This is a genomic window from Kluyvera sp. CHPC 1.251 (genome assembly GCF_036759945.1).
GTDB lineage: Bacteria > Pseudomonadota > Gammaproteobacteria > Enterobacterales > Enterobacteriaceae > Kluyvera > Kluyvera sichuanensis.
Genome location: NZ_JAPKIC010000006.1, coordinates 95,613 through 119,726, shown reverse-complemented (window position 1 = coordinate 119,726; position 24,114 = coordinate 95,613). Strand labels below are relative to the sequence as shown.

Here is a 24,114-nt window from a genome sequence, read left to right as displayed (position 1 = left end):
GGAAAAGGGGAATGCGATGATTGTGATGGGATTCAAAGAACGCCCCCCACCAAAGGGTAGGGGGCGTGAGTTTACTGCTCGGTGGCAACCTGACTCTGGCTGACGCGCAGGGCCGCCAGCGCTTTACGCGCTGCCTTAAGCACCTGGTCGCACTGTTCCATCGTTAAGGTTAACGGCGGTTCGATGCGAATGGTCTTGGCGTTGTTGAGCGTCCCGGCAACCAGCACGCGCTGGCGGAACATCTCGCTGGCAAAGTTATAGCCGATTTCGTTATCGACAAACTCAATGGCCATCAGCATGCCTCTGCCGCGCGCTTCACGGACCAGATCCGGATATTCGCGCGCCATGCTCCGGAAACCGTCCAGCAGAATATCGCCTTTCTGCTCCGCCTGAGCGGGCAGATTTTCAGTCAGCAGCACGTTGATGGTCGCCAGCGCGGCCGCACAGGCCAGCGGGTTACCGCCAAAGGTGGTGGTGTGCAGGAACGGGTTGTCGAACAGCACCGAGAACACCTCTTCGGTGGCGATAGTCGCGCCAATCGGCATCACGCCGCCGCCGAGCGCCTTCGCCAGGCATAAAATGTCCGGCTGAACGTTCTCATGCTCGCAGGCAAACATCTTACCGGTGCGCCCCATGCCGGTTTGCACTTCGTCGAAGATAAGCAATGCGCCAAACTCATCGCACAGCTTACGCACGGCGGGCAGGTAGCCCTGTGGTGGCAGAATGACGCCACCTTCACCCTGGATTGGCTCGAGGATCACCGCCGCCACGTCATCGCCGGTTTTCTGGCATTCGCTCAGCATCGTGCGCATAGCGTCGAGATTACCGAACGGCACGTGGCGGAAGCCCGGCAGCAGCGGCATAAACGGCTTGCGGAACGTTGACTTGGCGGTGGCCGACAGCGCCCCGAGCGATTTTCCATGGAACGCACCGCTGGTGGCGATAAAAGTGAACTTGCCGCGCGGCGACTGGTAGGCTTTCGCCAGCTTTAGCGCCGCCTCTACCGACTCGGTGCCGCTGTTGCTAAAGAAGCTGTATTTAAGCTTGCCCGGCGCCAGCGCCGCCAGCGTTTTGGCGAGCATCGCCCGTAGCGGGTCGAGGAGTTCCTGGCTGTGAAGCGGTTGTTTCGCGAGTTGATTCTGTACGGCGGAAACCACAACTGGATTACGGTGCCCCACGTTGAAAATACCAAAACCGCCCAGGCAATCGAGAAACTCCTGACCCTGGGTGTCGACAAGCGTATTTAACCCTCCCGCTTGCCACTCTACGGCTCCGTAATCCCCACCGGCAGTTACAGATTTTCGGTACTCTAAAAACCCCGGATTCACATGTTCTTTGAAGTATTCCCTGACCTCCTGGTTAAGAGCTTTCATCTCCTCATGATCAAGCGTTCGCTTTTCAATGAGATTCAGTGCGTGTGCGCTGCAGGCCAGAGCCGATGCGCTGGAAGGTAACCTGTTCAAAATAAGCTCCTGGGGATCACGTATCACACGATACTGATTTAAGTATTGCAGGGATTACGCCACCTCAGCGTTGGTGGTGAAAATCGGGATAAACACCAGGGGAAATCGCACTTGTACAATATTTAATCGTCCAGCGAACCGAGAGAGTGTGAAAGCGGTCACGCTGAGGTGCGTTGTGGTTGGGCGTATTGCCCTACAAAAGGGCAGGTTTTGCGCCACGGCTGAGCAGCAAAAAATGACGTGGGGAAAGTAGGGCTTTTGTTGATTTTGCGATCTAACGCAAAATTAACAATTAAGGTTAATTTAATATCCTCCGATATAACAATTGTAATACATTTCTCTTTGCACCTGAAAAGGATGTTCGTATGTCTACCCTGCCCGACCTGAATTCGTCCGAATCGCTTCTGGACGACCACACCACTTTGATGTCCACCACCGATCTCAACAGCTATATCACCCACGTAAATGATGCTTTTATAAAGGTGAGCGGCTATAGCCGCCACGAGATGCTCAGCCAGCCGCACAACATGGTGCGCCATCCTGATATGCCAAAAGCCGCTTTTGCCGATATGTGGCGCACTCTGAAGCAGGGCGAGCCGTGGAGCGGCATCGTCAAAAATCGCCCGAAACACGGTGGCCATTACTGGGTACGTGCGAACGCTATCCCCCAGGTGCGTAATGGCAAAACGATTGGCTATATGTCGATTCGTACCAAAGCCAGCGAGGAAGAGGTGGCGGCGGTTGAGCCGCTGTATCAGGCGCTTCGCGAAGAACGCAGTAATAAGCGTCTCTATAAAGGTCGTGTTATCAGTAAACGCTGGTGGGGCAAGCTGTCGACTATCCCGCTGCGCTGGCGGGTCAGAAGCATTATGCTGGGGTTCTACCTGCTGCTTGCGGTGAGCCTGCTGGCCCTGAGCGCGCCGATTCTGGCGGTGCTGGCGTCGGCGATGATCCTCTTACTGACCACGCTGGTACTGGAGTGGCAGATTGTTCGCCCGGTGGAAAATGTGGCGCGACAGGCGCTTAGCGTGGCAACCGGTGAACGTAACAGCGTTGATCCGCTGCCGCGCAGCGATGAGCTGGGCCTAACGCTACGCGCGGTCGGCCAGCTCGGGTTGATGTGCCGCTGGTTGATAAACGATGTCTCGACGCAGGTGAATAGCGTGAGCGACGGCAGCGATGTGCTGGCCCGAGGCAATGAAGATCTGAATCAGCGTACTCAGGAAACGGTGGTCAACGTGCAGCAAACGGTCGCGACCATGAGCCAGATGGCGGCGTCGGTGCAGAATAACTCTCAGACGGCGGCGGAAGCCGATAAGCTCTCGTTGGCGGCTAGCGGCGCGGCGGCGCAGGGCGGCCAGGCGATGCACCGGGTGGTGCAGACCATGGAAGATATCGCTGACAGCACGCAGCGCATCGGTTCTATCACGACCTTGATTAACGATATCGCGTTCCAGACCAATATCCTGGCGTTGAATGCTGCCGTCGAAGCGGCGCGCGCGGGCGAGCAGGGGAGAGGGTTTGCCGTGGTCGCCGGGGAAGTTCGCCATCTGGCGAGCCGTAGCGCGACGGCGGCAAACGAAATTCGTCAGCTGATTGAGGCCAGCGCCAGCAAGGTGCAGTCGGGCTCCGAGCAGGTTCATGCTGCCGGGCGCACAATGGATGACATTGTCTCGCAGGTAAAGAATGTCACCCAGCTGATTGCGCAGATTAGTCAATCTACGTCTGAACAGGCCACGGGGCTGTCTGATTTAACGCGTGCCGTAGCGAAGCTGGATGAGATCACCCAGAAAAATGCCGGACTGGTGGCGGAAAGCGCCAACGTGTCGGCGATGGTAAAACAGCGTGCCAGCCGTTTACAGGATGCGGTCACCGTCCTGCATTAATCCAGCTGCGAGATCTCCAGCGCCGCGCGGTCGATAATGCCGATCACCTGCTTCAGCTGCGCGTCGCCGATCTCGCCCTGATTCACCTTCAGGTCGAGTACTGCCTTAAAGTTATCCAGCGCCCGCTTCATTTGCGGGTTTTTGCGCAGCTCATGCCCGACCATCCTGGACTTCAGACGTGCCTGAATATGCTCCAGCGGTTCCTGATTTTCTTCCAGCGTCTGGATGCCTTCTGTGGTAATGGCGATTTTTTTACGCCCGCCATCCTCTTCGTGCACGGTAATTAGCCCCTGGTCCTGGAGCAGGTCAAGCGTCGGGTAGATAACGCCCGGGCTTGGGCTGTAGTTACCCTGGGTTAGCGCCTCAATGGCTTTAATCAGTTCATAGCCGTGGCTGGCGTTATCCTTCAGGATGCTGAGGACCACCAGGCGCAGTTCGCCGTGGCCGAAAAAGCGCTGGCGACGTCCGCCGCCGCCGTGGCCTTCACCACGCCCGCCACGATGTTCACACTCACCGCGATGTCCGCGACCACCACGGCCACGATGTTCAGAATCAGAGAAAGGTCTCATGATGTTTATCCTTACGTTTTTTAGATATATCTAACTTATATCTAAAGTTATATCTTTAGCAATATCGAAAGTGAGAAAATTATTAATTGATTGATATTAAAGGATTTTTGTTTTTGATGTGAGTTTTTTGTGCGCCGTTATTCATATATCTTAAAAATAGCTTGCTTTCTGCTTAATTGGCAATCATTATCATTTGCAAATGATTTAGATATATCTATTTGTGAGAGAGACGCCAAATGAAAGAGAAAAAATACCCTCAGCGCGTGCGCAATGAACTCCGTTTCCGCGAACTGACCGTCCTGCGCGTTGAGCGCATTGGCGACGCTTTCCAGCGCGTGGTGCTGGGTGGCGAGGCGCTGGATGGTTTTAGTTCACGTGGCTTTGATGATCACACCAAGCTGTTTTTCCCGCAGGCTGGCAGCACTCTGACGCCACCGACGATGACCGACGAAGGCATTGTGTGGGCTGAAGGTGTGCGCCCGCAGGCTCGCGACTACACGCCGCTTTACAACGCCGAACGCCATGAGCTGGCCTACGATTTCTTTATCCACGATGGCGGCGTTGCCAGCCAGTGGGCAATGGAGGCAAAAGCAGGTGATACGCTGCTTATCGGCGGCCCGCGTGGTTCACTGGTGGTGCCGGAAGATTACGCCTGGCAGCTGTATGTTTGCGATGAAACCGGTATGCCAGCGCTGCGTCGCCGTCTGGAAGCGCTGCAGACGCTAGCGGAGCGCCCGCAGGTAACGGCGCTGGTGATGGTAAAAGACGAAGCGGACACCGCTTATCTGGCTGGGTTTGATGGCTTTAATATCGAGTGGATCGCTGGCTACGATGCTGCCACTGTCGCCGCGCGCCTGGCACAGCTCACGGTGCCGGAGTCTGATTACTTTATCTGGCTGACCGGCGAAGGGAAGGCGGTAAAAAATCTGACCGACGGTTTTGTGACCGACGCTATCGACCCGCAGCTAGTGCGTTCAAGCGCCTACTGGCACGCGAAATAACAGCATTCCGGTTGCGCTATACGATGATGTGATAGCGCGACCTTCTTCCTGCCATCTCTCTCCTCATGATTTATCTAGATCTCCCATCATCATTATGATGAACCCCCCATTTTCCATACTTTTTATGCGATTATTTTGCCCCGTTATTAGGGCTTTATTTAGCGATTGATTTTTATCTAATTAATTGTTTTTAAATGATTATTGTTGCATAAACCTATGATTATGTGATGTCAATCACCACATTCGGTTTTCCAATACAAAATCTGTAAAACTAGAACTTTGTCGACTTTTCGTCTAAAAATACCGGGTCCAGGGCTAGACACGACCACTTAATGGTTATCAAATGGTTAAAAAATACCGCGTCAGATGTTAATCATCGACAAAATTAAAAAATGGTTAGCCCGCATACACGACTTACCTGCGTTACGACGCACCTTCTCTGGAGAAACTATGCATTCCTCTGTTAATAAAAACGAAAGCCGAACCTTTTTCGGTCACCCGTACCCGTTGGGTTCGCTGTTCTTTACCGAAATGTGGGAGCGATTCTCGTTTTACGGTATCCGCCCGTTACTGATTCTGTTTATGGCGGCAACCGTCTATGACGGCGGCATGGGCTTAGCGCGTGAAAACGCCTCGGCGATTGTAGGGATCTTCGCGGGGACCATGTACCTGGCGGCGCTGCCGGGCGGCTGGCTGGCCGATAACTGGCTTGGCCAGCAAAAGGCGGTGTGGTACGGCTCCATCCTGATTGCGCTCGGCCACCTGTCGATCGCGCTGTCGGCCTTTATGGGCGACAACCTGTTCTTTATCGGCCTGATGTTTATCGTGCTGGGCTCTGGTCTGTTCAAGACCTGTATCTCGGTAATGGTCGGTACGCTGTATAAAAAGGGCGATGCGCGTCGTGACGGCGGCTTCTCGCTGTTTTATATGGGTATCAACATGGGGTCATTTATCGCGCCGCTGATTTCCGGCTGGCTGATTAAATCCCACGGCTGGCACTGGGGCTTTGGCATCGGTGGTATCGGGATGCTGGTGGCGCTGGTTATCTTCCGCGTGTTCGCCGTACCGGCGATGAAACGCTACGACAGCGAAGTGGGTCTGGACTCCACCTGGAACAGCCCGGTGGCGAAGAAAAACGGCGTCGGCGCGTGGCTGCTGGCGTTAGCGGTGGGCGTGGCGGTGATTATCACGCTGATTGCCCAGGGCATCATTGTGATTAACCCAGTGGCGGTTGCCAGCGTGCTGGTGTACGTGATTGCGGCTTCCGTTGCGCTGTACTTCATCTACCTGTTTGCCTTCGCGGGCCTGAGCCGTAAAGAGCGCGCGCGTCTGCTGGTGTGCTTTATTCTGCTGGTCTCCGCCGCGTTCTTCTGGTCGGCCTTCGAGCAGAAGCCAACGTCCTTTAACCTGTTTGCCAACGACTATACCAACCGCATGATCGGTGATTTTGAGATCCCTGCGGTGTGGTTCCAGTCGATTAACGCCCTGTTTATCATTCTGCTGGCGCCGGTCTTTAGCTGGGCCTGGCCTGCGCTGGCGCGTAAAAACGTCCGTCCAGGCAGTATCACCAAGTTCGTTATCGGTATTCTGTGTGCGGCGGCAGGCTTTGGCCTGATGATGCTGGCGGCGCAAAACGTGCTGAGTAACGGCGGCGCTGGCGTATCGCCAATGTGGCTGGTGGGCAGCATCCTGATGCTGACGCTCGGCGAACTGTGCCTGAGCCCGATTGGCCTGGCGACCATGACGCTGCTGGCACCGGAGAGAATGCGCGGCCAGATGATGGGTCTGTGGTTCTGCGCCAGTGCGCTGGGTAACCTGGCGGCGGGTCTGATCGGTGGCCACGTGAAGGCTGACCAGTTGGATATGCTGCCGGACCTGTTCGCCCGCTGTTCTATCGCGCTGCTGATTTGTGCGGCGGTGCTATGTGTGCTGATTGTGCCGGTTCGCCGGATGCTGGAAAACGCCAAATCCAGCGCGGAGCAAAAGCCAGTCACCAACGCGTAATCCCGTTCTGAGTGCTGAGCCGGTACATGCTGTACCGGCTTTTTTTTGCGCAGCGTGCACCGTTTCTTGCGCAAAACAGCCATAAAAAGTGATTTTTGATCGAGAATAAGTGCAATAACGTGAGCGGTTCCTTTGAAATTGCGGCGGATTCCGGTCCATAGTATAGACTTGATTACTACGTGGTTAATTTTAAGGACAAGCATATGCCAGCAGTCATTGATAAAGCGTTGGATTTTATTGGTGGTATGAACACGTCTGAGCCAGTACCACAGTCCATGGATGAAAGTACGGCAAAGGGAATTCTGAAGTATTTGAAAGAATTAGGTACTCCGGCGAGCGCTGCCGATGTGGCTGAACGCGGCCATCAGGAAGGCTGGAGCGACGGATTTACGGATAAAGTCGCAGGATGGGCCGACAAGGTTGAGTCCGGCGAGCATATGGTGATTAAGAACCCTGAATTCTTCTCTTCCTACATGCGTGAAGAGCTTCGCTCACTGGTGTGAGTTAATCCTGTATAAACCGCAATAACCGATCCCGGATGCTTTCACCTTCAGCGTGAGAGCATCCTTTCTTAGTTTGTACCCTCCATTTCCCAACCCTGCAATATTCGCCTTTTCTCGCTACGATGCTGGTATTACGTGTGGCGAAATTAAAATCACACCACGCATTTATTTTAAGCATTCTGATATTTTATTTATTACCAGTGATTTTATTACCACGCTATTTATTTCGGTGTTTATTTTTATTGTATTTTTTTTCTATCAGGAAATTTAACCTTTCTCATCTCTATTATTTTGTTTCATCATCTTAAATTAAAAGGTTATGAATAAAATGCTACCAAAGTTAACCGATTACATTATTTTGATTTGCGAAATCAGTTGTGATGATTAAAGAATCATTGCGAATTTATTAACATTTGCTGTTGAAATTTGATTTTAGTCAATAAATCATGCTGATGATTTATGCTTAAAGTACAGTGGGTATGGGGTAAAACCTACCTGGAATGAGGCTTTGCTGCCATTCGTTATCTATTTTATAGATGTTGTTTAACAATTAATTCATGTTGACGGAGTTACATTTTAAATATTAGGCTTTACACAAATTTACGACCAGAAGTAAACGCTTTCACAGTTTTTTGAAAGCCGGTAATTTCTGCGTTTAAAAGAATAAAAGCACCGATAACGAGTGCATAACAAAAAATACCGTAATTAAAACTGCAAAAGCAGATGTGGTGTTTTTTGACGATCCATTATTTGTTAATTGATGAGTGGCAAAATGATACGGAATGGTTCTATGCGGAGCGTGATGGCCTCTGCACGTTCGTTCGGCATACGTCAAATCGATTCTGAATCCCGCTTGTATCGCGGGATGTTCGGAAGCCAGCTCATCCTTTGAATTCGGTAATCAGCCTCAGGCTCTCCCTTGCAGGAGGGCTTTTTTAATGACGCGCGATAGCCTCGCGAGCCATTAAAAAAGCCTGGATTACCGGGCAAATCCCTACGGGGAATAATAATCAAAGGAACATAAAAAAATGATGAAAAGCAAGCTGGCAATTCTGATCGGTCTCGTGGCGCTGGCATCCACCGCTCACGCTGCTGAAATCTATAACAAAGACAGCAACAAACTTGATCTGTACGGCAAAGTGAAGGCAGAGCACGACTTCACCTCTTCCGTTGGCAACTCTGACGCGACCTACACGCGTCTGGGCTTCAAAGGCGAAACTCAGATTGCTAACGGCATCACTGGGTTTGGTCAGTTCGAACACCAGTTCGATGCTTCCAAGCCTGAAGGTGCGCAGCCTGAAAAAACCCGTCTGGCCTTCGCTGGTCTGGACTTCGGTGACTACGGTTCTATCGACTACGGCCGTAACTACGGTATCCAGTACGATATCGGTTCTTACACCGACGTGCTGACCGAATTCGGCGGTGACTCCTACCAGTACACCGATAACTACATGAACGGCCGTACCACTGGCGTTCTGACCTATCGTAACAAGAACTTCTTCGGTCTGGTTGATGGTCTGGCACTGGGTCTGCAGTACCAGGGCGCTAACGAAGATAAACGTGCTCCAGAAGAATCTAACGGCGAAGGTTTCGGTACCTCCCTCCAGTACGAAATTCCTGAATCAGGTGTGACTCTGGGTGCCGCTTACAGCCGTGCTAAAACCACTGATGTGAAGGTTAGCGACACTAACATCACCTACAGCCCTGCTTCAGGTGATACCGCAGAAGCATGGTCCGTTGGTGCGAAATATGACGCGAACAGCATCATGCTGGCAACCATGTACACCGAAACTCACAACATGACTCCAGTAAGCATGAACGTGAACGATACCCAGTACCCACTGTTCACTGATAAATCTAAAGCGTTTGAAGCTATCGCAGGTTACACCTTCGACTTCGGCCTGCAGCCTACCGTTGGTTACGTACAGCAGCGTGCAGAACTTCAGGGTCGTTCTTTCGACGCGGTTAAATATGTTCAGCTGGGCGCAGCTTACTACTTCAACAAAAACTTCGCGGTTGATGCAGCATACAAAATCAACCTGCTGAAAGACGATCAGAACTTCGGTTTCGCGACTGACGATCAGGCAGTACTGGGCGCTACCTACCAGTTCTAATTCAGGTAGCAAACTCTCATTAGTTTGTTTTTTTATATGTGCCTAATTCTTTTGAACGTATTTTGCCCCACTTCGGTGGGGCTTTTTTATGCCCTAATTTTCGGCTTTTAACCTGCGCCAGAAGGTGGTGCGGCTTATCCCCAGATAGTGCGCGGCGGCGGTTCTATCGCCGTTAAACTGCGCGAGTACCTGATGCGGGGTGAGCGAGGCGGGCGGCGGTGAGTCGGCGCGACATTCTGCAAGTTCCGGCAGGCACTGGCGTAAAAAATCACCGTTCAGCTCTGGCTGCGGCTCAACGCTTAAGAAAAGTGCCATTCGCTCCATCATATTGCGCAGCTCGCGGATATTGCCGGGCCAGGCGTAGCTCAGCAGTACCGACTGGCTTTGCGTCAGCCCCTGATGCATCGCTTCGCTAAACGGCGCGTTTAATGCCGCCAGCGACTGCTGCAAAAAACCTTCCGCCAGCGGCACGATATCTGCCAGTCGTTCGCGCAGCGGCGACAGCTTCAGCCGCAGAATACTTAGGCGATAAAACAGGTCCTGGCGAAACTGCCCGCGCTTCATCTCTACTTCTAGGTCGCAGTGGGTGGCGCTGATCGCTCGCACTTCGACCGGAATCGGCAGGTGCCCGCCGACGCGTGTGACCTCTTTCTCCTCCAGCACGCGCAGCAACCGGGTCTGCAGGGGCAGGGGCATCTCGCCAATTTCATCTAAAAACAGCGTCCCACCGTGGGCAATTTCAAATAGCCCGGCACGGCCGCCGCGCCGCGAGCCGGTAAACGCCCCTTCTTCATAGCCAAACAGCTCCGCTTCTAATAGCGATTCGGCAATTGCCCCGCAGTTGAGGGCGACAAACGGCGGGAAGGATTTACCCTGACGATGGCCAAGCCTCGCGAAATATTCACGATGGATTGCCTGCGCCGCCAGCTCTTTCCCGGTGCCGGTTTCCCCCTGAATCAGCACCGCCGCGCTGGAGCGCGCATAGAGCAGGATGGTATGGCGTACCTGCTCCATCGGCGCGGATGCCCCACGCATATCGTCTAATGCATAACGCGTGCGCAGGCCGTTACCGGCGGCATAGCGGCGACTTTGTCGCTGGGTCAGGCGGGTCATATCCAGCGCATCGCTAAACGCCTGGCGGACGGTGGCTTCGGAGTAGATAAAGATGCCGGTCATCCCGGCCTCTTCGGCGAGGTCGGTAATCAACCCTGCGCCCACCACGGCTTGTATACCGCTGGCCTTTAGCTCGTTGATTTGCCCGCGAGCGTCCTCTTCGGTGACGTAGCAGCGCTGGTCAAGGCGCAGGTTAAAGGTCTTTTGAAAAGCGACCAGCGCGGGCAGCGTTTGCTGATAGGTCACCACGCCGATAGACGCGGTGAGCTTGCCAGCTTTTGCCAGCGCCTGTAGCACGTCAAAGCCGCTGGGCTTAATCAGGATAACCGGCACAGAGAGGCGGCTTTTTAAGTATGCGCCGTTGGAGCCTGCGGCAATGATGGCGTCGCAGCGCTCGGTCGCCAGCTTCTTGCGGATGTAGTTCACCGCTTTCTCAAACCCAAGCTGGATGGGCGTGATGGTGGCCTGGTTATCGAACTCAAGACTGATATCGCGGAACAGTTCAAACAGGCGCGTTACCGACACTGTCCAGATAACCGGCTTGTCGTCATTCACCCGTGGCGGAAGAGGTGTAGCTGCCATTGCATGCTCAAAAAAAGAGGGCCGAATATTGGGTGTAGACCATGTTTCATGAATGTTGCAATGAAACATTGTGGAACGATAAATGAAACGTTAGCTGACACGCTTTAATCGCCAGATATAGCGCAGTGAATGGCTAATCTGTTGTTATCAAAGATGTTTAAAAAATAGCGGTGAAAAATCAGCCGTTGGCATACCCCTTGCTTTATCTGAATCAACCGATAGTAACAAGTTGATAACAAGAGGACGGGATATGTCTCTACACTCTCCAGGCCAGGCATTCCGCGCTGCGCTGACGAAAGAAAACCCCTTACAGATTGTTGGCACCATTAACGCTAACCACGCGCTGCTGGCCCAAAGAGCCGGGTATCAGGCTATTTATCTCTCCGGCGGCGGCGTGGCGGCCGGTTCTCTCGGGCTGCCGGATTTGGGCATTTCCACGCTCGACGACGTGCTGACCGACATTCGCCGCATTACCGACGTTTGCCCGCTGCCGCTGTTGGTGGATGCGGATATCGGTTTTGGTTCGTCGGCGTTTAACGTGGCGCGCACGGTGAAGTCGATCAGTAAGGCTGGCGCCGCCGCGCTGCACATTGAAGATCAGATTGGCGCTAAGCGCTGCGGCCACCGTCCGAACAAAGCCATCGTCTCGAAAGAGGAGATGGTCGACCGCATTCGGGCGGCGGTAGATGCGCGCACCGACCCGGACTTCGTGATCATGGCGCGTACCGATGCGCTGGCGGTGGAAGGGCTGGAGGCGGCTATCGATCGCGCTCGCGCCTATGTGGAAGCGGGGGCCGACATGCTGTTCCCGGAGGCGATGACCGAACTGTCGATGTACCGCCAGTTTGCCGATGCGGTTCAGGTACCGATCCTCGCCAATATCACCGAATTCGGCGCGACGCCGCTATTTACCACCGATGAACTGCGCAGCGCCCACGTGGCGATGGCGCTCTATCCGCTCTCGGCCTTCCGCGCCATGAACCGCGCCGCCGAACAGGTCTACAACGTGCTGCGTCAGGAAGGCACGCAGAAAAGCGTTATCGACATGATGCAGACGCGTAATGAGCTGTACGAAAGCATCAACTACTACCAGTACGAAGAGAAGCTCGACGCGTTGTACACCAAAAAGTAGGCCGGATAAGGCGTACACGGACACCCTCAGTACCCTACACATGATAATAATGACGAGGACAATATGAGCGACACATCGATCCTGCAAAATAGCACCCATGTCATTAAACCTAAAAAATCCGTCGCCCTTTCCGGGGTACCGGCGGGAAACACCGCGCTGTGCACCGTCGGTAAAAGCGGCAACGACCTGCACTATCGCGGCTACGATATTCTCGACTTAGCGGAGCACTGCGAGTTTGAAGAGGTAGCCCATCTGCTGATCCACGGTAAGCTGCCGACCCGCGATGAACTGCAGGCCTACAAAATTAAACTCAAGGCGCTGCGCGGCCTGCCGGCCAACGTGCGTACCGTGCTGGAAGCGCTACCGGCGGCTTCCCACCCGATGGACGTGATGCGCACCGGCGTCTCGGCGCTGGGCTGCACGCTGCCGGAAAAAGAGGGGCATACCGTCTCCGGCGCGCGCGATATTGCCGACAAACTGCTGGCCTCGCTCAGCTCAATCCTTCTCTACTGGTATCACTACAGCCACAACGGCGAACGCATCCAGCCGGAAACCGATGACGACTCGGTCGGCGGTCACTTCCTTCATCTGCTGCACGGTGAAAAACCCTCGGCAAGCTGGGAGAAGGCGATGCACATTTCACTGGTGCTCTACGCCGAACATGAGTTTAACGCCTCCACCTTTACCAGTCGGGTGATTGCGGGGACCGGTTCTGACGTTTACTCGGCAATTATTGGCGCCATTGGCGCGCTGCGCGGCCCGAAACATGGCGGGGCCAATGAGGTGTCGCTGGAAATCCAGCAGCGCTATGAAACGCCGGATGAAGCTGAAGTGGATATCCGCAAGCGCGTGGAAAACAAAGAGGTGGTGATTGGTTTTGGTCACCCGGTTTACACCATCGCCGACCCGCGTCATCAGGTTATCAAGCGTGTTGCCAAACGGCTTTCTCAGGAGGGCGGTTCGCTCAAGATGTACAACATTGCCGACCGTCTGGAGTCGGTGATGTGGGACACCAAGAAGATGTTCCCCAACCTCGATTGGTTCTCGGCGGTCTCCTACAACATGATGGGCGTACCGACCGAAATGTTCACTCCGCTGTTTGTTATCGCTCGCGTGACCGGCTGGGCGGCGCACATTATCGAGCAGCGTCAGGACAACAAAATTATCCGTCCTTCCGCCAACTATACCGGCCCGGAAGACCGCGAATTTGTGCCGCTGGATAAGCGTCAGTAATTCCTTACCGCTAACGATAAAAAACAGGAAAAGTACCCTATGTCCGCTCAGATGATAAATATTCGCCCGGAATTTGACCGTGAAATCGTCGACATCGTGGATTACGTGATGCACTACGACGTCACCTCCAAAGTGGCCTATGACACCGCCCATTACTGCCTGCTTGATACGCTGGGCTGCGGGCTGGAAGCGCTGGAGTATCCGGCCTGTAAAAAGCTGATGGGGCCGATTGTGCCGGGCACCGTGGTGCCGAACGGCGTGCGTGTGCCGGGCACCCAGTTCCAGCTCGACCCGGTGCAGGCGGCGTTTAATATTGGTGCGATGATCCGCTGGCTCGATTTCAACGACACCTGGCTTGCCGCCGAGTGGGGGCATCCTTCCGATAACCTCGGCGGGATTCTGGCGACGGCGGACTGGCTGTCGCGCAACGCCGTTGCCGCAGGCAAAGCGCCGCTGACCATGAAGCAGGTGCTGACCGGGATGATTAAGGCTCATGAAATTCAGGGTTGTATTGCGCTCGAGAACTCCTTTAACCGCGTCGGCCTCGACCACGTGCTGCTGGTGAAAGTGGCGTCTACCGCCGTGGTGGCACAGATGCTGGGACTGACGCGAGATGAGATCCTCAACGCGGTTTCTCTGGCGTGGGTCGACGGTCAGTCGCTGCGCACCTATCGTCATGCGCCGAACACCGGGACGCGTAAGTCCTGGGCGGCGGGGGACGCCACCTCGCGCGCGGTGCGGCTGGCGTTGATGGCGAAGACCGGCGAGATGGGCTATCCGTCGGCGCTGACCGCGAAAACCTGGGGCTTCTACGATGTCTCGTTTAAGGGCGAAGCGTTCCGCTTCCAGCGCCCGTACGGTTCCTACGTGATGGAGAACGTGTTGTTCAAAATCTCCTTCCCGGCGGAGTTCCACTCGCAGACGGCGGTGGAAGCGGCAATGACCCTGCATGATCAGATGCAGGCGGCGGGCAAAACGGCCGCCGATATCGAGAAGGTGACCATCCGCACTCACGAAGCCTGCATTCGCATCATCGACAAAAAAGGCCCGCTGAATAACCCGGCTGACCGCGACCACTGCATCCAGTACATGGTGGCGATCCCGCTGCTGTTTGGTCGCTTAACCGCCGCGGACTATGAGGACAACGTGGCGCAGGATAAGCGTATCGACGCCCTGCGCGAGAAGATGAATTGCTTTGAAGATCAGGCGTTTACCGCCGACTACCACGCGCCGGATAAGCGCGCCATCGCCAACGCGATTACCCTTGAATTTACCGACGGCACCCGCTTTGAAGAGGTGGTGGTGGCGTACCCGATTGGCCACGCCCGTCGTCGCGCCGACGGTATTCCGAAGCTTATCGACAAATTCAAAATCAACCTGGCGCGCCAGTTCCCGACCCGCCAGCAGCAGCGCATTCTGGATGCCTCCCTCGACAGAACCCGTCTGGAGCAGATGCCGGTCAATGAGTATATGGATCTTTTCGTTATCTGAAACACGACTCATCAGGCGTAAGTTCAACAGGAGAGCATTATGTCTTTTAGCGAGTTTTATCAGCGTTCCCTTACCGAGCCGGAGTCGTTCTGGGCCGAGCAGGCCCAGCGTATCGACTGGCAGACGCCCTTTAGTCAGACGCTGGATAGCAGCCATCCGCCGTTTGCCCGTTGGTTTTGCGGCGGCACCACCAACCTGTGCCACAACGCCATCGACCGCTGGCTGGACAAACAGCCAGACGCGCTAGCGCTGATTGCCGTCTCCTCGGAGACCGAAGAGGAGCGCACTTTTACCTTCCGCCAGCTGTATGACGAAGTGAACGCGGTCGCCTCCATGCTGCTGTCACTGGGCGTACAGCGTGGCGATCGGGTGCTGGTCTATATGCCGATGATTGCCGAAGCGCAGATTACGCTGCTGGCCTGCGCACGCATTGGCGCGATCCACTCGGTGGTATTTGGCGGTTTTGCCTCGCACAGCGTGGCGGCGCGTATTGATGATGCCAGACCGGTGCTGATTGTCTCGGCGGATGCGGGTGCGCGCGGCGGCAAAATTATGCCGTACAAAAAGCTGCTTGATGATGCCATCGACCAGGCGCAGCACCAGCCACGGCACGTGCTGCTGGTGAACCGCGGGCTGGCGAAAATGGCGCGCGTAGCCGGGCGCGATCTCGATTTCGCCACGTTGCGCCAGCAACATGAGGGGGCGCGAGTGCCGGTGGCCTGGCTTGAGTCTAACGAGACTTCCTGCATTCTCTACACTTCCGGCACCACCGGTAAACCGAAAGGCGTTCAGCGCGATGTGGGCGGCTATGCGGTGGCGCTGGCTACCTCCATGGCAACCATTTTTGGCGGCATGGCGGGCGGGGTATTTTTCTGCGCCTCGGATATCGGCTGGGTGGTCGGGCACTCTTATATTGTCTACGCGCCATTGCTGGCGGGAATGGCGACTATCGTTTACGAGGGGCTGCCGGTTTATCCCGACTGCAGCGTGTGGTGGAAAATCGTCGAGAAATATCGGGTTAACCGTATGTTCTCCGCGCCAACGGCTATCCGCGTACTGAAGAAATTCCCGACGGCGCAGATCCGCCACCACGATCTCTCCTCGCTGCAGGCACTTTATCTGGCCGGAGAACCGCTCGACGAACCGACCGCCGCGTGGGTGACCGAGGCGCTGGGCGTGCCGGTTATCGACAACTACTGGCAGACCGAATCCGGCTGGCCGATTATGGCCATTGCCCGCGCGCTGGACGACCGACCGTCGCGCCTCGGCAGTCCTGGCGTGCCGATGTATGGCTATAACGTTCAGCTGCTTAACGAAGTCACCGGTGAACCCTGCGCAGCAAATGAGAAGGGAATGCTGGTGATCGATGGGCCGCTGCCGCCGGGCTGTATTCAGACCATCTGGGGTGATGACGAGCGCTTTGTGAAAACCTACTGGTCGCTGTTTTCCCGACAGGTGTACGCCACCTTCGACTGGGGCATCCGCGATGCCGACGGCTATTACTTCATTCTTGGCCGAACCGACGATGTGATAAACGTCGCCGGGCACCGTCTGGGTACACGCGAAATAGAAGAGAGCATCTCCAGCTACCCGAACGTCGCGGAAGTGGCGGTGGTCGGCGTCAAGGATGCGTTAAAAGGGCAGGTGGCCGTGGCGTTTGTGATCCCCAAGCAGGGCGACAGTCTGGACGATCGCGAGGTCGCCCATACCGAGAAGGAGGCGATCATGGCGCTGGTGGACAGCCAGATTGGCAACTTTGGCCGCCCGGCGAACGTTTGGTTTGTCTCGCAGCTACCGAAAACGCGATCCGGCAAGATGCTGAGACGTACGATCCAGGCGATATGTGAAGGGCGCGATCCCGGGGATCTGACAACGCTCGACGATCCGGCAGCATTGCAGCAGATCCGGCAGGCGATAGAGGCGGGATAATGGTGTTGGTTTTATCAACGTAAAAGGGCTGACGATTTCTCGTCAGCCCTTTTTTATTTGGTGGCCCCTGTTGGGTTTGAACCAACGACCAAGCGATTATGAGTTCCTACCGGAACAACCGAAAATCAATAGTTTGCGTTATTTATCATTGACATAGATTGCCACTGTTTGCCAATAATTACCCATTCTTCGCCATTTCTACCGCCACTTTATCGCCACTCACCGCCAGTGGGTTGAGCTTAACAGCATCCTCTAAATGGTCAGGGGCAAAGTGCGCATATCGCATCGTCATTTTGATGTCGGTATGGCCGAGTACACGTTGCAAGACCAGAATATTACCACCATTCATCATAAAGTGGCTGGCGAAGGTATGGCGCAAAACGTGGGTAAGCTGTCCTGCCGGTAGCTCGATGCCAGTTCTTTCCAAAGCAGACCGGAACGCGCCATAACAATCACTAAACAACCGTCCTTTTTTATCATCAGGCAGAGACTCATAGAGCTCTTTGCTTATTGGGACGGTGCGGTTTTTTCTGCCTTTCGTGTTGGTGTATGTGATTTTGTATTTCGCGAGCTGGCTTTTTCTCAGAGTCTCGGCCTCAGACCAGCGTGCGCCAGTGGCGAGACAGATTCTTACCACGGTTTCTAAATCAGGGTGGTCATGCCGTTTACACTCTCCGAGCAGTTGCGAAATTTGGTCGTGAGTTAGCCAGGCCATTTCCATTTCTTCTGTGCGGAATGGGCGCATATTTTTCAGTGGGTTTTCACCCTTCCACTCTCCGAGGCGATTTAGCTCATTGAATACCGCCCGGAAGTAGGCCAGCTCAAGATTAAGCGTGCGAGGCGATACCTCTTTCACCCTGTTTGAACGGGCATACTCACCTTTTAACCGTTTTTCTCGGTAGCGGGAAAACATCTGCGCATCGAAATCGCGTGCGAGTGGTTCGCCCATACAATCAAAAGCATGATGCATGGCTAACTGACGTTTCAAGCCGTCTTTCAGCGTAATGCCATGAGCGCTATACCATGAATCAACCAGCTCTTTTAACGTGCGCCTATCCTCTTTTTCTTCCTGCCACGGGTTTTGAACGGTGTACTGTTCAAAGGCCAGCGCCTCGCCTTTAGTCGCGAATTTTTTTCTGATGCGCTTGCCTTTTGCACCGTTTGGGTAGAGCTCACAAATCCAGCCGCCAGCCGGATTTTTACGGACAGTCATCAATTAACCTCGCTGTATACACCCACTACACGGCCAATCGTTTTTATCTCATCAATTCCACACTCAAACGGTACTTTGCCGCCAGCCACATGTAACTTTTTGCCAGGCAAAACAGTTAACTCGCGGATACTTTTTGCCCCCTCAATATCTACAAGCCATGAGCCATCGGAGAGCGAAGCATCAAGCTCAAGAAAGTGAATTACGTTGTCTGACCGTAGGCATTGTGGGCTAAGGGGAGCTCGGCTAAAAAGTGACTTTGAAATTCTCATTTCTGACTCATCAACCAGTTTTCCTTCACTTAATGTGAATGATTTGATGGTCAGCTCCTCAGATGTGCAAGAGGGAGATGCTTTGTCGTTTGCGAATTTATCCCCCTTTCCGGTAAGCAACCATTCAATATTGGCACCAGTTTCAAGAGCGCAATGGACGATAAAGTCATAAGAGATGCTGCCCCGCGTGTAGCGGTTCTGCAAGGAGCTGGCAGCGATATTGAAGTGCCGAGCGAGCTGTATTTTTTGGGCGTAACCGTAAACATCACAAATCCGGTCTAAGACATGTTCGTTACTGATTCCTGAATCGATTTGCATAAAATTCGCATCCACGTATTGACTGTTGCGGCTTATGCGCATTAGTATGCGGCTAAACCTAAGGTGATTAATGGCAAACGTTGGCAAACTGATGACCATTAATTGCAAGTATTGGCAAATAGGGAATCATGCAATATGGCTTCTGAAATCGCAATCATCAAAGTGCCTGCACCTATCGTTACTCTGCAACAATTCGCAGAGCTTGAGGGTGTTTCCGAACGCACCGCTTACCGCTGGACAACCGGCGACAACCCTTGTGTACCAATCGAACCTCGCACCATCCGTAAAGGCTGCAAGAAAGCAGGTGGCCCGATTCGTATTTATTACGCACGCTGGAAAGAAGAGCAGTTGCGTAAGGCGTTGGGTCATTCCCGTTTTCAACTCGTCATCGGCGCTTAATTCACTTTATGTGAATTGTAAGGATGCAACATGTTTGATTTTCAAGTTTCCAAACATCCCCACTATGACGAAGCATGCCGGGCTTTTGCGCAGCGTCACAACATGGCGAAGCTGGCCGAGCGAGCGGGTATGAACGTTCAAACGTTACGTAACAAGCTCAACCCGGAACAGCCTCACCAGTTCACGCCGCCTGAATTGTGGCTGCTGACTGACCTGACCGAAGACTCAACCCTCGTTGATGGTTTTCTGGCGCAGATTCATTGCCTGCCATGCGTGCCGGTTAATGAGCTGGCTAAAGACAAATTACAGTCTTACGTCATGCGCGCAATGCGTGAACTCGGCGAGCTTGCGAGCGGTGCGGTATCTGATGAACGCCTGACTTCTGCCCGTAAGCACAACATGATTGAAAGCGTTAACGCTGGCATTCGCATGTTGTCGTTGTCGGCGCTGGCGCTGCATGCGCGTCTGCAGACTAATCCCGCTATGTCGAGCGTTGTCGATACCATGAGCGGTATTGGCGCATCCTTCGGGCTGATTTGAGGTGCGTATGCTGAAAAGTGAACCTTCATTCGCGTCTCTGCTCGTTAAGCAAAGCCCCGGCATGCACTACGGCCACGGCTGGATCGCAGGTAAGGACGGCAATCGCTGGCACCCGAGCCGCTCACAGGCTGATTTGCTGGCTGGCCTCTCTACTCAAAAGCAGGGGGAATCATGGCTATCGAAGCTGTTTCCGCGACTGTTCCGCTAAAAGCGGGTGAACGTCTGGCCGGTCTCAATCATGTGGCTGAATTGCGCGCGAGATATTGGGGCGATAGCTGGAAAGAGGTTGAGCGTTTTGTCGATGATATGCGCGATAAACGTGACCCACAATTTGAAGAAAATAATCGGGCGCTGGCCGCTATTTTCTTTCTGGCAAAAATACCGGCGGCTCGTCATGAGCTCGAATTAAGTGAGCTGACTACTGACGAGAAAAAGGCGCTTATTACAGCGATGAATCATTTTCGTGCAGTGGTGAGTTTATTTCCCAAACGGCTAACTATGCCGAATTAATCCAAACAGAAATTTAATGGCGTAAACCCGCCGGGCTTTTTATTGCCCGAAATCAGGAGAGTTAATTATGCGTAATACCGAAATCCGTAGTTTTAACACTGATAGTGATGCACTGGCCGTATTGCTGACCGATGCAAAAAAAGAGGAGCGTAAAGACCGCGCGCTCGCTGTTTCCATCCGCCTTGAGGCGCTGGCTATCCATATCACCAAAGAAGGTATGAGCGGCACCGAAGCTGCCGAACTGCTGCGCCGTGAAGCAACCCGCTTTGAGAATGAATCACAGGAGCTGCACTAATGGCCGACGCAATGGATTTAGCACAACAGCGTGAGCAGGAAGACCGCGAGCGCCACATCAACAACGCGCGCAGCCGTATCGCTGCGCCTTCTCGTTTCCTCTGCGAAGAATGCGACGCACCAATCCCGGAAGCTCGCCGCATTGCGATACCGGGCGTGGCCTTTTGCGTGACCTGTCAGCAAATAGCAGAGCTCAAATCTAAACATTACAGGGGCGTTTAAATGAGTATTCGTATCGAAGTTGGCGACAAATGGGTTATTACCAGCGACCAATATCAATTCATCCTGAATGAAAAGAAAGTCGTTAAGTCAGGTAAAAAAGCTGGTGAGGAATGGCCCGACACCATCGGTTATTACCCGAAGATTAACCAGCTTATTTCCGGGCTGATTCATCATCATATTCAGCAGTCATCAATTACCACGCTTGACGCAATGGCATCTGAAATTGAGCGTATCGGAGAAATGTGCGCCTCCTCTATCAAGGCGGCGGCATGAGAAAAACACATCAACTAAAAATTCGGCCTGAGTTTTTTCAAGCTGTAATCAATGGAACGAAAAAAGCTGAGTTTCGTCTAGCTGACCGCGCTTTTGCTGCAGGGGATTTACTTTGCTTAAACGAGTATGGCCCCTGCGAGTATGACCCGCAAAAGGTCGGTTTTACCGGCGCTTTTGTCTACGTGCTAGTGACTCATGTAACTGACCTTAACGAGTGGGCTCCTGGCTATGTGATGCTAAGCATACAGCGTAGGCAAGTGGAGGAGCTATGCGGGTAAGCGTTAATTATGCTTACCCGTGGAACGCTCCACGGTCGGCAATAGCCAGCCCATACCTTACCTATGACCAACAGTATCGCCGCGACCGTATGTTCGCGGCTTTGCTGCATGCGAGAAAAGTGCTTTCTCTCCAGCCCGAGTACGTGCGCTTTGACGTCTATCGCACCGCTGCGGTGCTGGAGCAAAATCAGGGCAGTCAACGAGCCAATGCTTTTTTAATCAGCTTCTGTAAAAAGGCATTGCCACGTCTTGAACTGGTGGCAAAAAAATATGAGTGTGCAGGTATCAACAGCAACGTATCAGCCGCTGTTTTCGGTGGTCATTTTGATACCGAACTTATGCAATATCTGGCATCACGCATGGTCAATATGGTCTACAGATATAATCGCCTCCCGGATATGTCGCGCGCCGATATTGAGCTGCTGGCCGCTGATATCGCTAATTTCATTCGCGCTGAACTGGCTGACATTGATGACACCGGATTTAGCGAGCTTAAAACGCTGTACACCTGGTATATGCGCGCCGGTATTATTTCCCTGCAATTCAATGTTACCCCGCCACATTGGGAACGGGTAACAAAGAAATATGTCGGCGAGGATGAAATTGCCCCGGCTATCACTCGCATGTTTAACGAGGTGTGGTGGCGTGGTCGTCTGCGTCGCATTGCGGCTGCATGGCGCGAACATCTGCAAATTGCTGTCGGCAATGTCAGCAAGAAAAAGCACGCCTACGCGAGTAAAAACTGCGTCACCGACTGGCGCGAGCAGAAGCGCCGCACGCGTGAGTTTCTCAAAGGTCTGGATCTCGAAGACGAAGACGGTAACCGCATCAGTCTGATTGAAAAATATGACGGCTCGGTCGCTAACCCTGCAATACGCCGCTGCGAGCTGATGACCCGCATCCGTGGGTTTGAAAATATCTGCAATGAGCTCGGTTATGTCGGGGAGTTTTACACCCTGACTGCACCGTCTAAATATCACGCCACCACCAAAGCAGGCTACCGTAACAGCAAATGGAACGGAGCCAGCCCGTCGGACTCGCAGAGTTATCTCACCGGCCTTTGGGCGCGCATCCGTGCCAAGCTGCACCGGGAAGAAATCCGCATTTTCGGCATACGTGTTGCCGAACCTCATCACGACGGAACGCCTCACTGGCACATGCTTATGTTCATGTTGCCGGAAGACGTCGAGCGCGTGCGCCTAATCATTCGCGATTATGCGTGGGAGGAAGACCGTCACGAACTGAGAAGCGATAAGGCCAAAAAGGCGCGCTTTCATGCCGAGGCCATTGACCCGGAAAAGGGCAGCGCTACCGGCTATGTCGCTAAATACATTTCCAAAAACATCGACGGCTATGCTCTTGATGGTGAAACCGATGACGAAAGCGGTGAGCTGCTGAAAGAAACAGCCCCTGCCGTTTCGGCATGGGCGGCACGCTGGCACATCCGTCAGTTTCAGTTTATCGGTGGGGCGCCGGTGACGGTCTACCGTGAGTTGCGCCGTCTCGCAGACACCGAGACCGCACATGGTCTGAGCGTTGAGTTTGCCGCCGTCCATGATGCCGCCGACGCCGGTGACTGGGCTGGTTACGTTAATGCGCAGGGTGGGCCGTTTGTCCGTCGCGATGATTTGCAGGTGCGCACACTGTATGAACCGCGCGCTGAGTTTAATCAGTATGGTGAGGAAACCGTCTGCATCCGTGGTGTTTACGACTCTGCTGTCGGCGCTGGCACCCCGATTTTAACCCGGTTAACGCAGTGGAAAATTGTGCCGAAGCGTGCCGTTGATTTGGCCGTTGACGTTAAGGGCGCTCCTGCGCCCTCTCGGAGTTCTGTCAATAACTGTACGGGAAGCGAAAGCGATCCACCGATACTGGATTTAACAAAACCACTGAGTCGGCGTGAAAGACGAGAGTTGACCAACCGACTCAGGAAGCAAAAGCCAGCAATACGGCGAAAATTCATCCACGGAATGGATGAGCAAAACGCAGCTATAGCGAAAACTATCGACGAGATACATCTGACAACCGGCATTAATATCAGCCGGGGCGAAGCCCTGCACCTGATGGCCGGTGGTAAAAGTTGTTTTGATGGCAAATGGCTACGCGGAACGGCCAAAGGAGAAATATTTTCCGCAGCACCATCGTATGAGGCTAAAGCTCGGAAAATCCTCAATCGTGTTGCGGCTTTAGCAGAAATGGCAACGAAAGAGTAAGCGGCAATGTTCATCCATATCATGTACATACAGTGTATTTCTTTGCGATTTTTTTCTTCACACCATTTGTCGATACGTGCTACTGTATGTTTATACAGTATCTCGTTGTGGAGGTTGTGTGGATAGAGAGTTGAGAGAGCACGTCATGATTGAACGTGTCGAAATGATTGCGCGTCTGACGACTGAGGGTACTTGTCAGGAGCGAGACCGAGAAATTGCCTTAAATTTGATTGCGGAAATAGCAAAAGGCAACCTAATGAAAAACAATAATTTTTCCGTTGTGTTTTCCGCTCCGCCTGTCGATGAGACTTTTGCAAAGGAGAGCAAAGTGAAGGTAAATATCACGTTGGATAAAGACCAAAAAATAGGCCAGCCGGTAATTGATGCTTTTCAGTGCGAATTGACTAGGCGGATACAGTCTGTTTTCCCGTCAACGCGCGTTACTGTTAAAAAGGGATCCATGACCGGTGTTGAGCTGATGGGGTTCGATAAAGATTCAGACCGCGAAGCGCTGGATAGTATCCTTCAGGAAGTGTGGGAAGATGAGAGCTGGCGTTAATCCCTG

24 protein-coding genes are annotated in these 24,114 nt (G+C 53.6%); 19 read left to right on the top strand and 5 right to left on the bottom strand.

The genetic code is table 11. From position 1 onward, the window contains the following. Positions 1-71: 71 nt before the first annotated feature. Entirely contained in the window at positions 72-1,463 is a 1,392-nt protein-coding gene (gene ygjG / locus V6940_RS13425) for a putrescine aminotransferase (protein ID WP_333496202.1), read from the bottom strand. 365 nt (positions 1,464-1,828) lie between these two features. Between ygjG and V6940_RS13420 the strand changes: the two genes are divergently transcribed. Further along, entirely contained in the window at positions 1,829-3,349 is a 1,521-nt protein-coding gene (locus V6940_RS13420; RefSeq protein ID WP_333496201.1) for a methyl-accepting chemotaxis protein, read from the top strand. On the opposite strand, the gene V6940_RS13415 is transcribed toward V6940_RS13420, so the two are convergent. Continuing rightward, the gene (locus tag V6940_RS13415) at positions 3,346-3,918 is read right to left on the bottom strand and encodes a PadR family transcriptional regulator (protein WP_442910820.1); all 573 of its coding nucleotides are present in this window, start codon (positions 3,916-3,918) and stop codon (positions 3,346-3,348) included. The two genes, V6940_RS13420 and V6940_RS13415, sit on opposite strands and share 4 nt — an antisense overlap. 236 nt (positions 3,919-4,154) lie before the next feature. Here V6940_RS13415 and V6940_RS13410 point away from each other — a divergent pair, with 236 nt between their 5' ends. The 4 genes from V6940_RS13410 (at position 4,155) to V6940_RS13395 (ending at position 9,540) form a co-directional block, all read left to right on the top strand. Continuing rightward, complete coding sequence (locus V6940_RS13410) at positions 4,155-4,919, top strand: siderophore-interacting protein (RefSeq protein ID WP_333496200.1); 765 nt, start codon at positions 4,155-4,157, stop codon at positions 4,917-4,919. Positions 4,920-5,369: 450 nt separating this feature from the next. Next, positions 5,370-6,923, top strand: coding sequence for a peptide MFS transporter (locus V6940_RS13405; RefSeq protein WP_333496199.1), 1,554 nt, complete (start codon positions 5,370-5,372; stop codon positions 6,921-6,923). A gap of 203 nt (positions 6,924-7,126) precedes the next feature. Further along, positions 7,127-7,426 (top strand): DUF1889 family protein, encoded by a 300-nt coding sequence (locus V6940_RS13400; RefSeq protein ID WP_191092061.1) that lies wholly within the window; start codon positions 7,127-7,129, stop codon positions 7,424-7,426. Positions 7,427-8,454: 1,028 nt separating this feature from the next. Next, positions 8,455-9,540, top strand: coding sequence for a porin (locus V6940_RS13395; protein ID WP_333496198.1), 1,086 nt, complete (start codon positions 8,455-8,457; stop codon positions 9,538-9,540). Positions 9,541-9,633: 93 nt separating this feature from the next. On the opposite strand, the gene prpR is transcribed toward V6940_RS13395, so the two are convergent. Beyond that, positions 9,634-11,235 (bottom strand): propionate catabolism operon regulatory protein PrpR, encoded by a 1,602-nt coding sequence (prpR, locus tag V6940_RS13390; protein ID WP_333496197.1) that lies wholly within the window; start codon positions 11,233-11,235, stop codon positions 9,634-9,636. 250 nt (positions 11,236-11,485) lie between these two features. On the opposite strand from prpR, the gene prpB reads away from it, so the two are divergent. From prpB to prpE, 4 genes are all read left to right on the top strand, one after another. Further along, positions 11,486-12,367 carry a methylisocitrate lyase gene (gene prpB / locus V6940_RS13385; RefSeq protein WP_333496196.1) on the top strand — a complete coding sequence of 294 codons (882 nt, stop codon included), beginning with the start codon at positions 11,486-11,488 and terminating at the stop codon, positions 12,365-12,367. A 63-nt stretch (positions 12,368-12,430) separates the two neighbouring features. After that, the gene (gene prpC / locus V6940_RS13380; RefSeq protein ID WP_333496195.1) at positions 12,431-13,600 is read left to right on the top strand and encodes a bifunctional 2-methylcitrate synthase/citrate synthase; all 1,170 of its coding nucleotides are present in this window, start codon (positions 12,431-12,433) and stop codon (positions 13,598-13,600) included. Between the two features lie 39 nt (positions 13,601-13,639). Next, entirely contained in the window at positions 13,640-15,091 is a 1,452-nt protein-coding gene (locus tag V6940_RS13375; RefSeq protein ID WP_333496194.1) for a bifunctional 2-methylcitrate dehydratase/aconitate hydratase, read from the top strand. 39 nt (positions 15,092-15,130) lie between these two features. Then, the gene (prpE, locus tag V6940_RS13370; RefSeq protein ID WP_333496193.1) at positions 15,131-17,020 is read left to right on the top strand and encodes a propionate--CoA ligase; all 1,890 of its coding nucleotides are present in this window, start codon (positions 15,131-15,133) and stop codon (positions 17,018-17,020) included. 178 nt (positions 17,021-17,198) lie between these two features. Here the strand turns inward: prpE and V6940_RS13365 are convergent, their stop codons facing one another. Beyond that, positions 17,199-18,233 (bottom strand): phage integrase, encoded by a 1,035-nt coding sequence (locus V6940_RS13365; RefSeq protein WP_326971694.1) that lies wholly within the window; start codon positions 18,231-18,233, stop codon positions 17,199-17,201. Continuing rightward, on the bottom strand, positions 18,233-18,820 hold the full coding sequence (locus V6940_RS13360) for a phage repressor protein CI (protein WP_059356731.1): 588 nt from the start codon (positions 18,818-18,820) through the stop codon (positions 18,233-18,235). The genes V6940_RS13365 and V6940_RS13360 overlap by 1 nt, the downstream gene beginning before the upstream one ends. Positions 18,821-18,955: 135 nt before the next feature. Between V6940_RS13360 and V6940_RS13355 the strand changes: the two genes are divergently transcribed. The 10 genes from V6940_RS13355 (at position 18,956) to V6940_RS13310 (ending at position 24,108) form a co-directional block, all read left to right on the top strand. Continuing rightward, the gene (locus tag V6940_RS13355) at positions 18,956-19,219 is read left to right on the top strand and encodes a hypothetical protein (RefSeq protein ID WP_001630878.1); all 264 of its coding nucleotides are present in this window, start codon (positions 18,956-18,958) and stop codon (positions 19,217-19,219) included. 30 nt (positions 19,220-19,249) lie between these two features. Further along, on the top strand, positions 19,250-19,759 hold the full coding sequence (locus tag V6940_RS13350) for a phage regulatory CII family protein (RefSeq protein WP_020316738.1): 510 nt from the start codon (positions 19,250-19,252) through the stop codon (positions 19,757-19,759). Positions 19,760-19,766: 7 nt separating this feature from the next. Next, entirely contained in the window at positions 19,767-19,967 is a 201-nt protein-coding gene (locus tag V6940_RS13345; RefSeq protein WP_071830694.1) for a phage filamentation protein Fil family protein, read from the top strand. Further along, positions 19,931-20,269 (top strand): DUF5347 domain-containing protein, encoded by a 339-nt coding sequence (locus V6940_RS13340; protein ID WP_000963463.1) that lies wholly within the window; start codon positions 19,931-19,933, stop codon positions 20,267-20,269. The genes V6940_RS13345 and V6940_RS13340 overlap by 37 nt, the downstream gene beginning before the upstream one ends. A 67-nt stretch (positions 20,270-20,336) precedes the next feature. After that, entirely contained in the window at positions 20,337-20,564 is a 228-nt protein-coding gene (locus V6940_RS13335) for a DUF2732 domain-containing protein (RefSeq protein WP_001246237.1), read from the top strand. Beyond that, positions 20,564-20,785, top strand: coding sequence for a TraR/DksA family transcriptional regulator (locus V6940_RS13330; RefSeq protein ID WP_001630873.1), 222 nt, complete (start codon positions 20,564-20,566; stop codon positions 20,783-20,785). The genes V6940_RS13335 and V6940_RS13330 overlap by 1 nt, the downstream gene beginning before the upstream one ends. Beyond that, positions 20,786-21,058, top strand: a complete 273-nt coding sequence (locus V6940_RS13325; protein ID WP_333496192.1) for a DUF5405 family protein — start codon at positions 20,786-20,788, stop codon at positions 21,056-21,058. After that, a complete protein-coding gene (locus V6940_RS13320) occupies positions 21,055-21,336 on the top strand; it encodes a DUF3850 domain-containing protein (RefSeq protein WP_095032848.1) in 282 nt (93 codons plus the stop codon). The genes V6940_RS13325 and V6940_RS13320 overlap by 4 nt, the downstream gene beginning before the upstream one ends. Further along, positions 21,327-23,549 (top strand): replication endonuclease, encoded by a 2,223-nt coding sequence (locus V6940_RS13315; RefSeq protein ID WP_333496191.1) that lies wholly within the window; start codon positions 21,327-21,329, stop codon positions 23,547-23,549. Before V6940_RS13320 ends, V6940_RS13315 begins: the two co-directional genes overlap by 10 nt. 118 nt (positions 23,550-23,667) lie before the next feature. Next, the gene (locus tag V6940_RS13310) at positions 23,668-24,108 is read left to right on the top strand and encodes a DinI family protein (protein WP_078164368.1); all 441 of its coding nucleotides are present in this window, start codon (positions 23,668-23,670) and stop codon (positions 24,106-24,108) included. Positions 24,109-24,114: the final 6 nt, after the last annotated feature.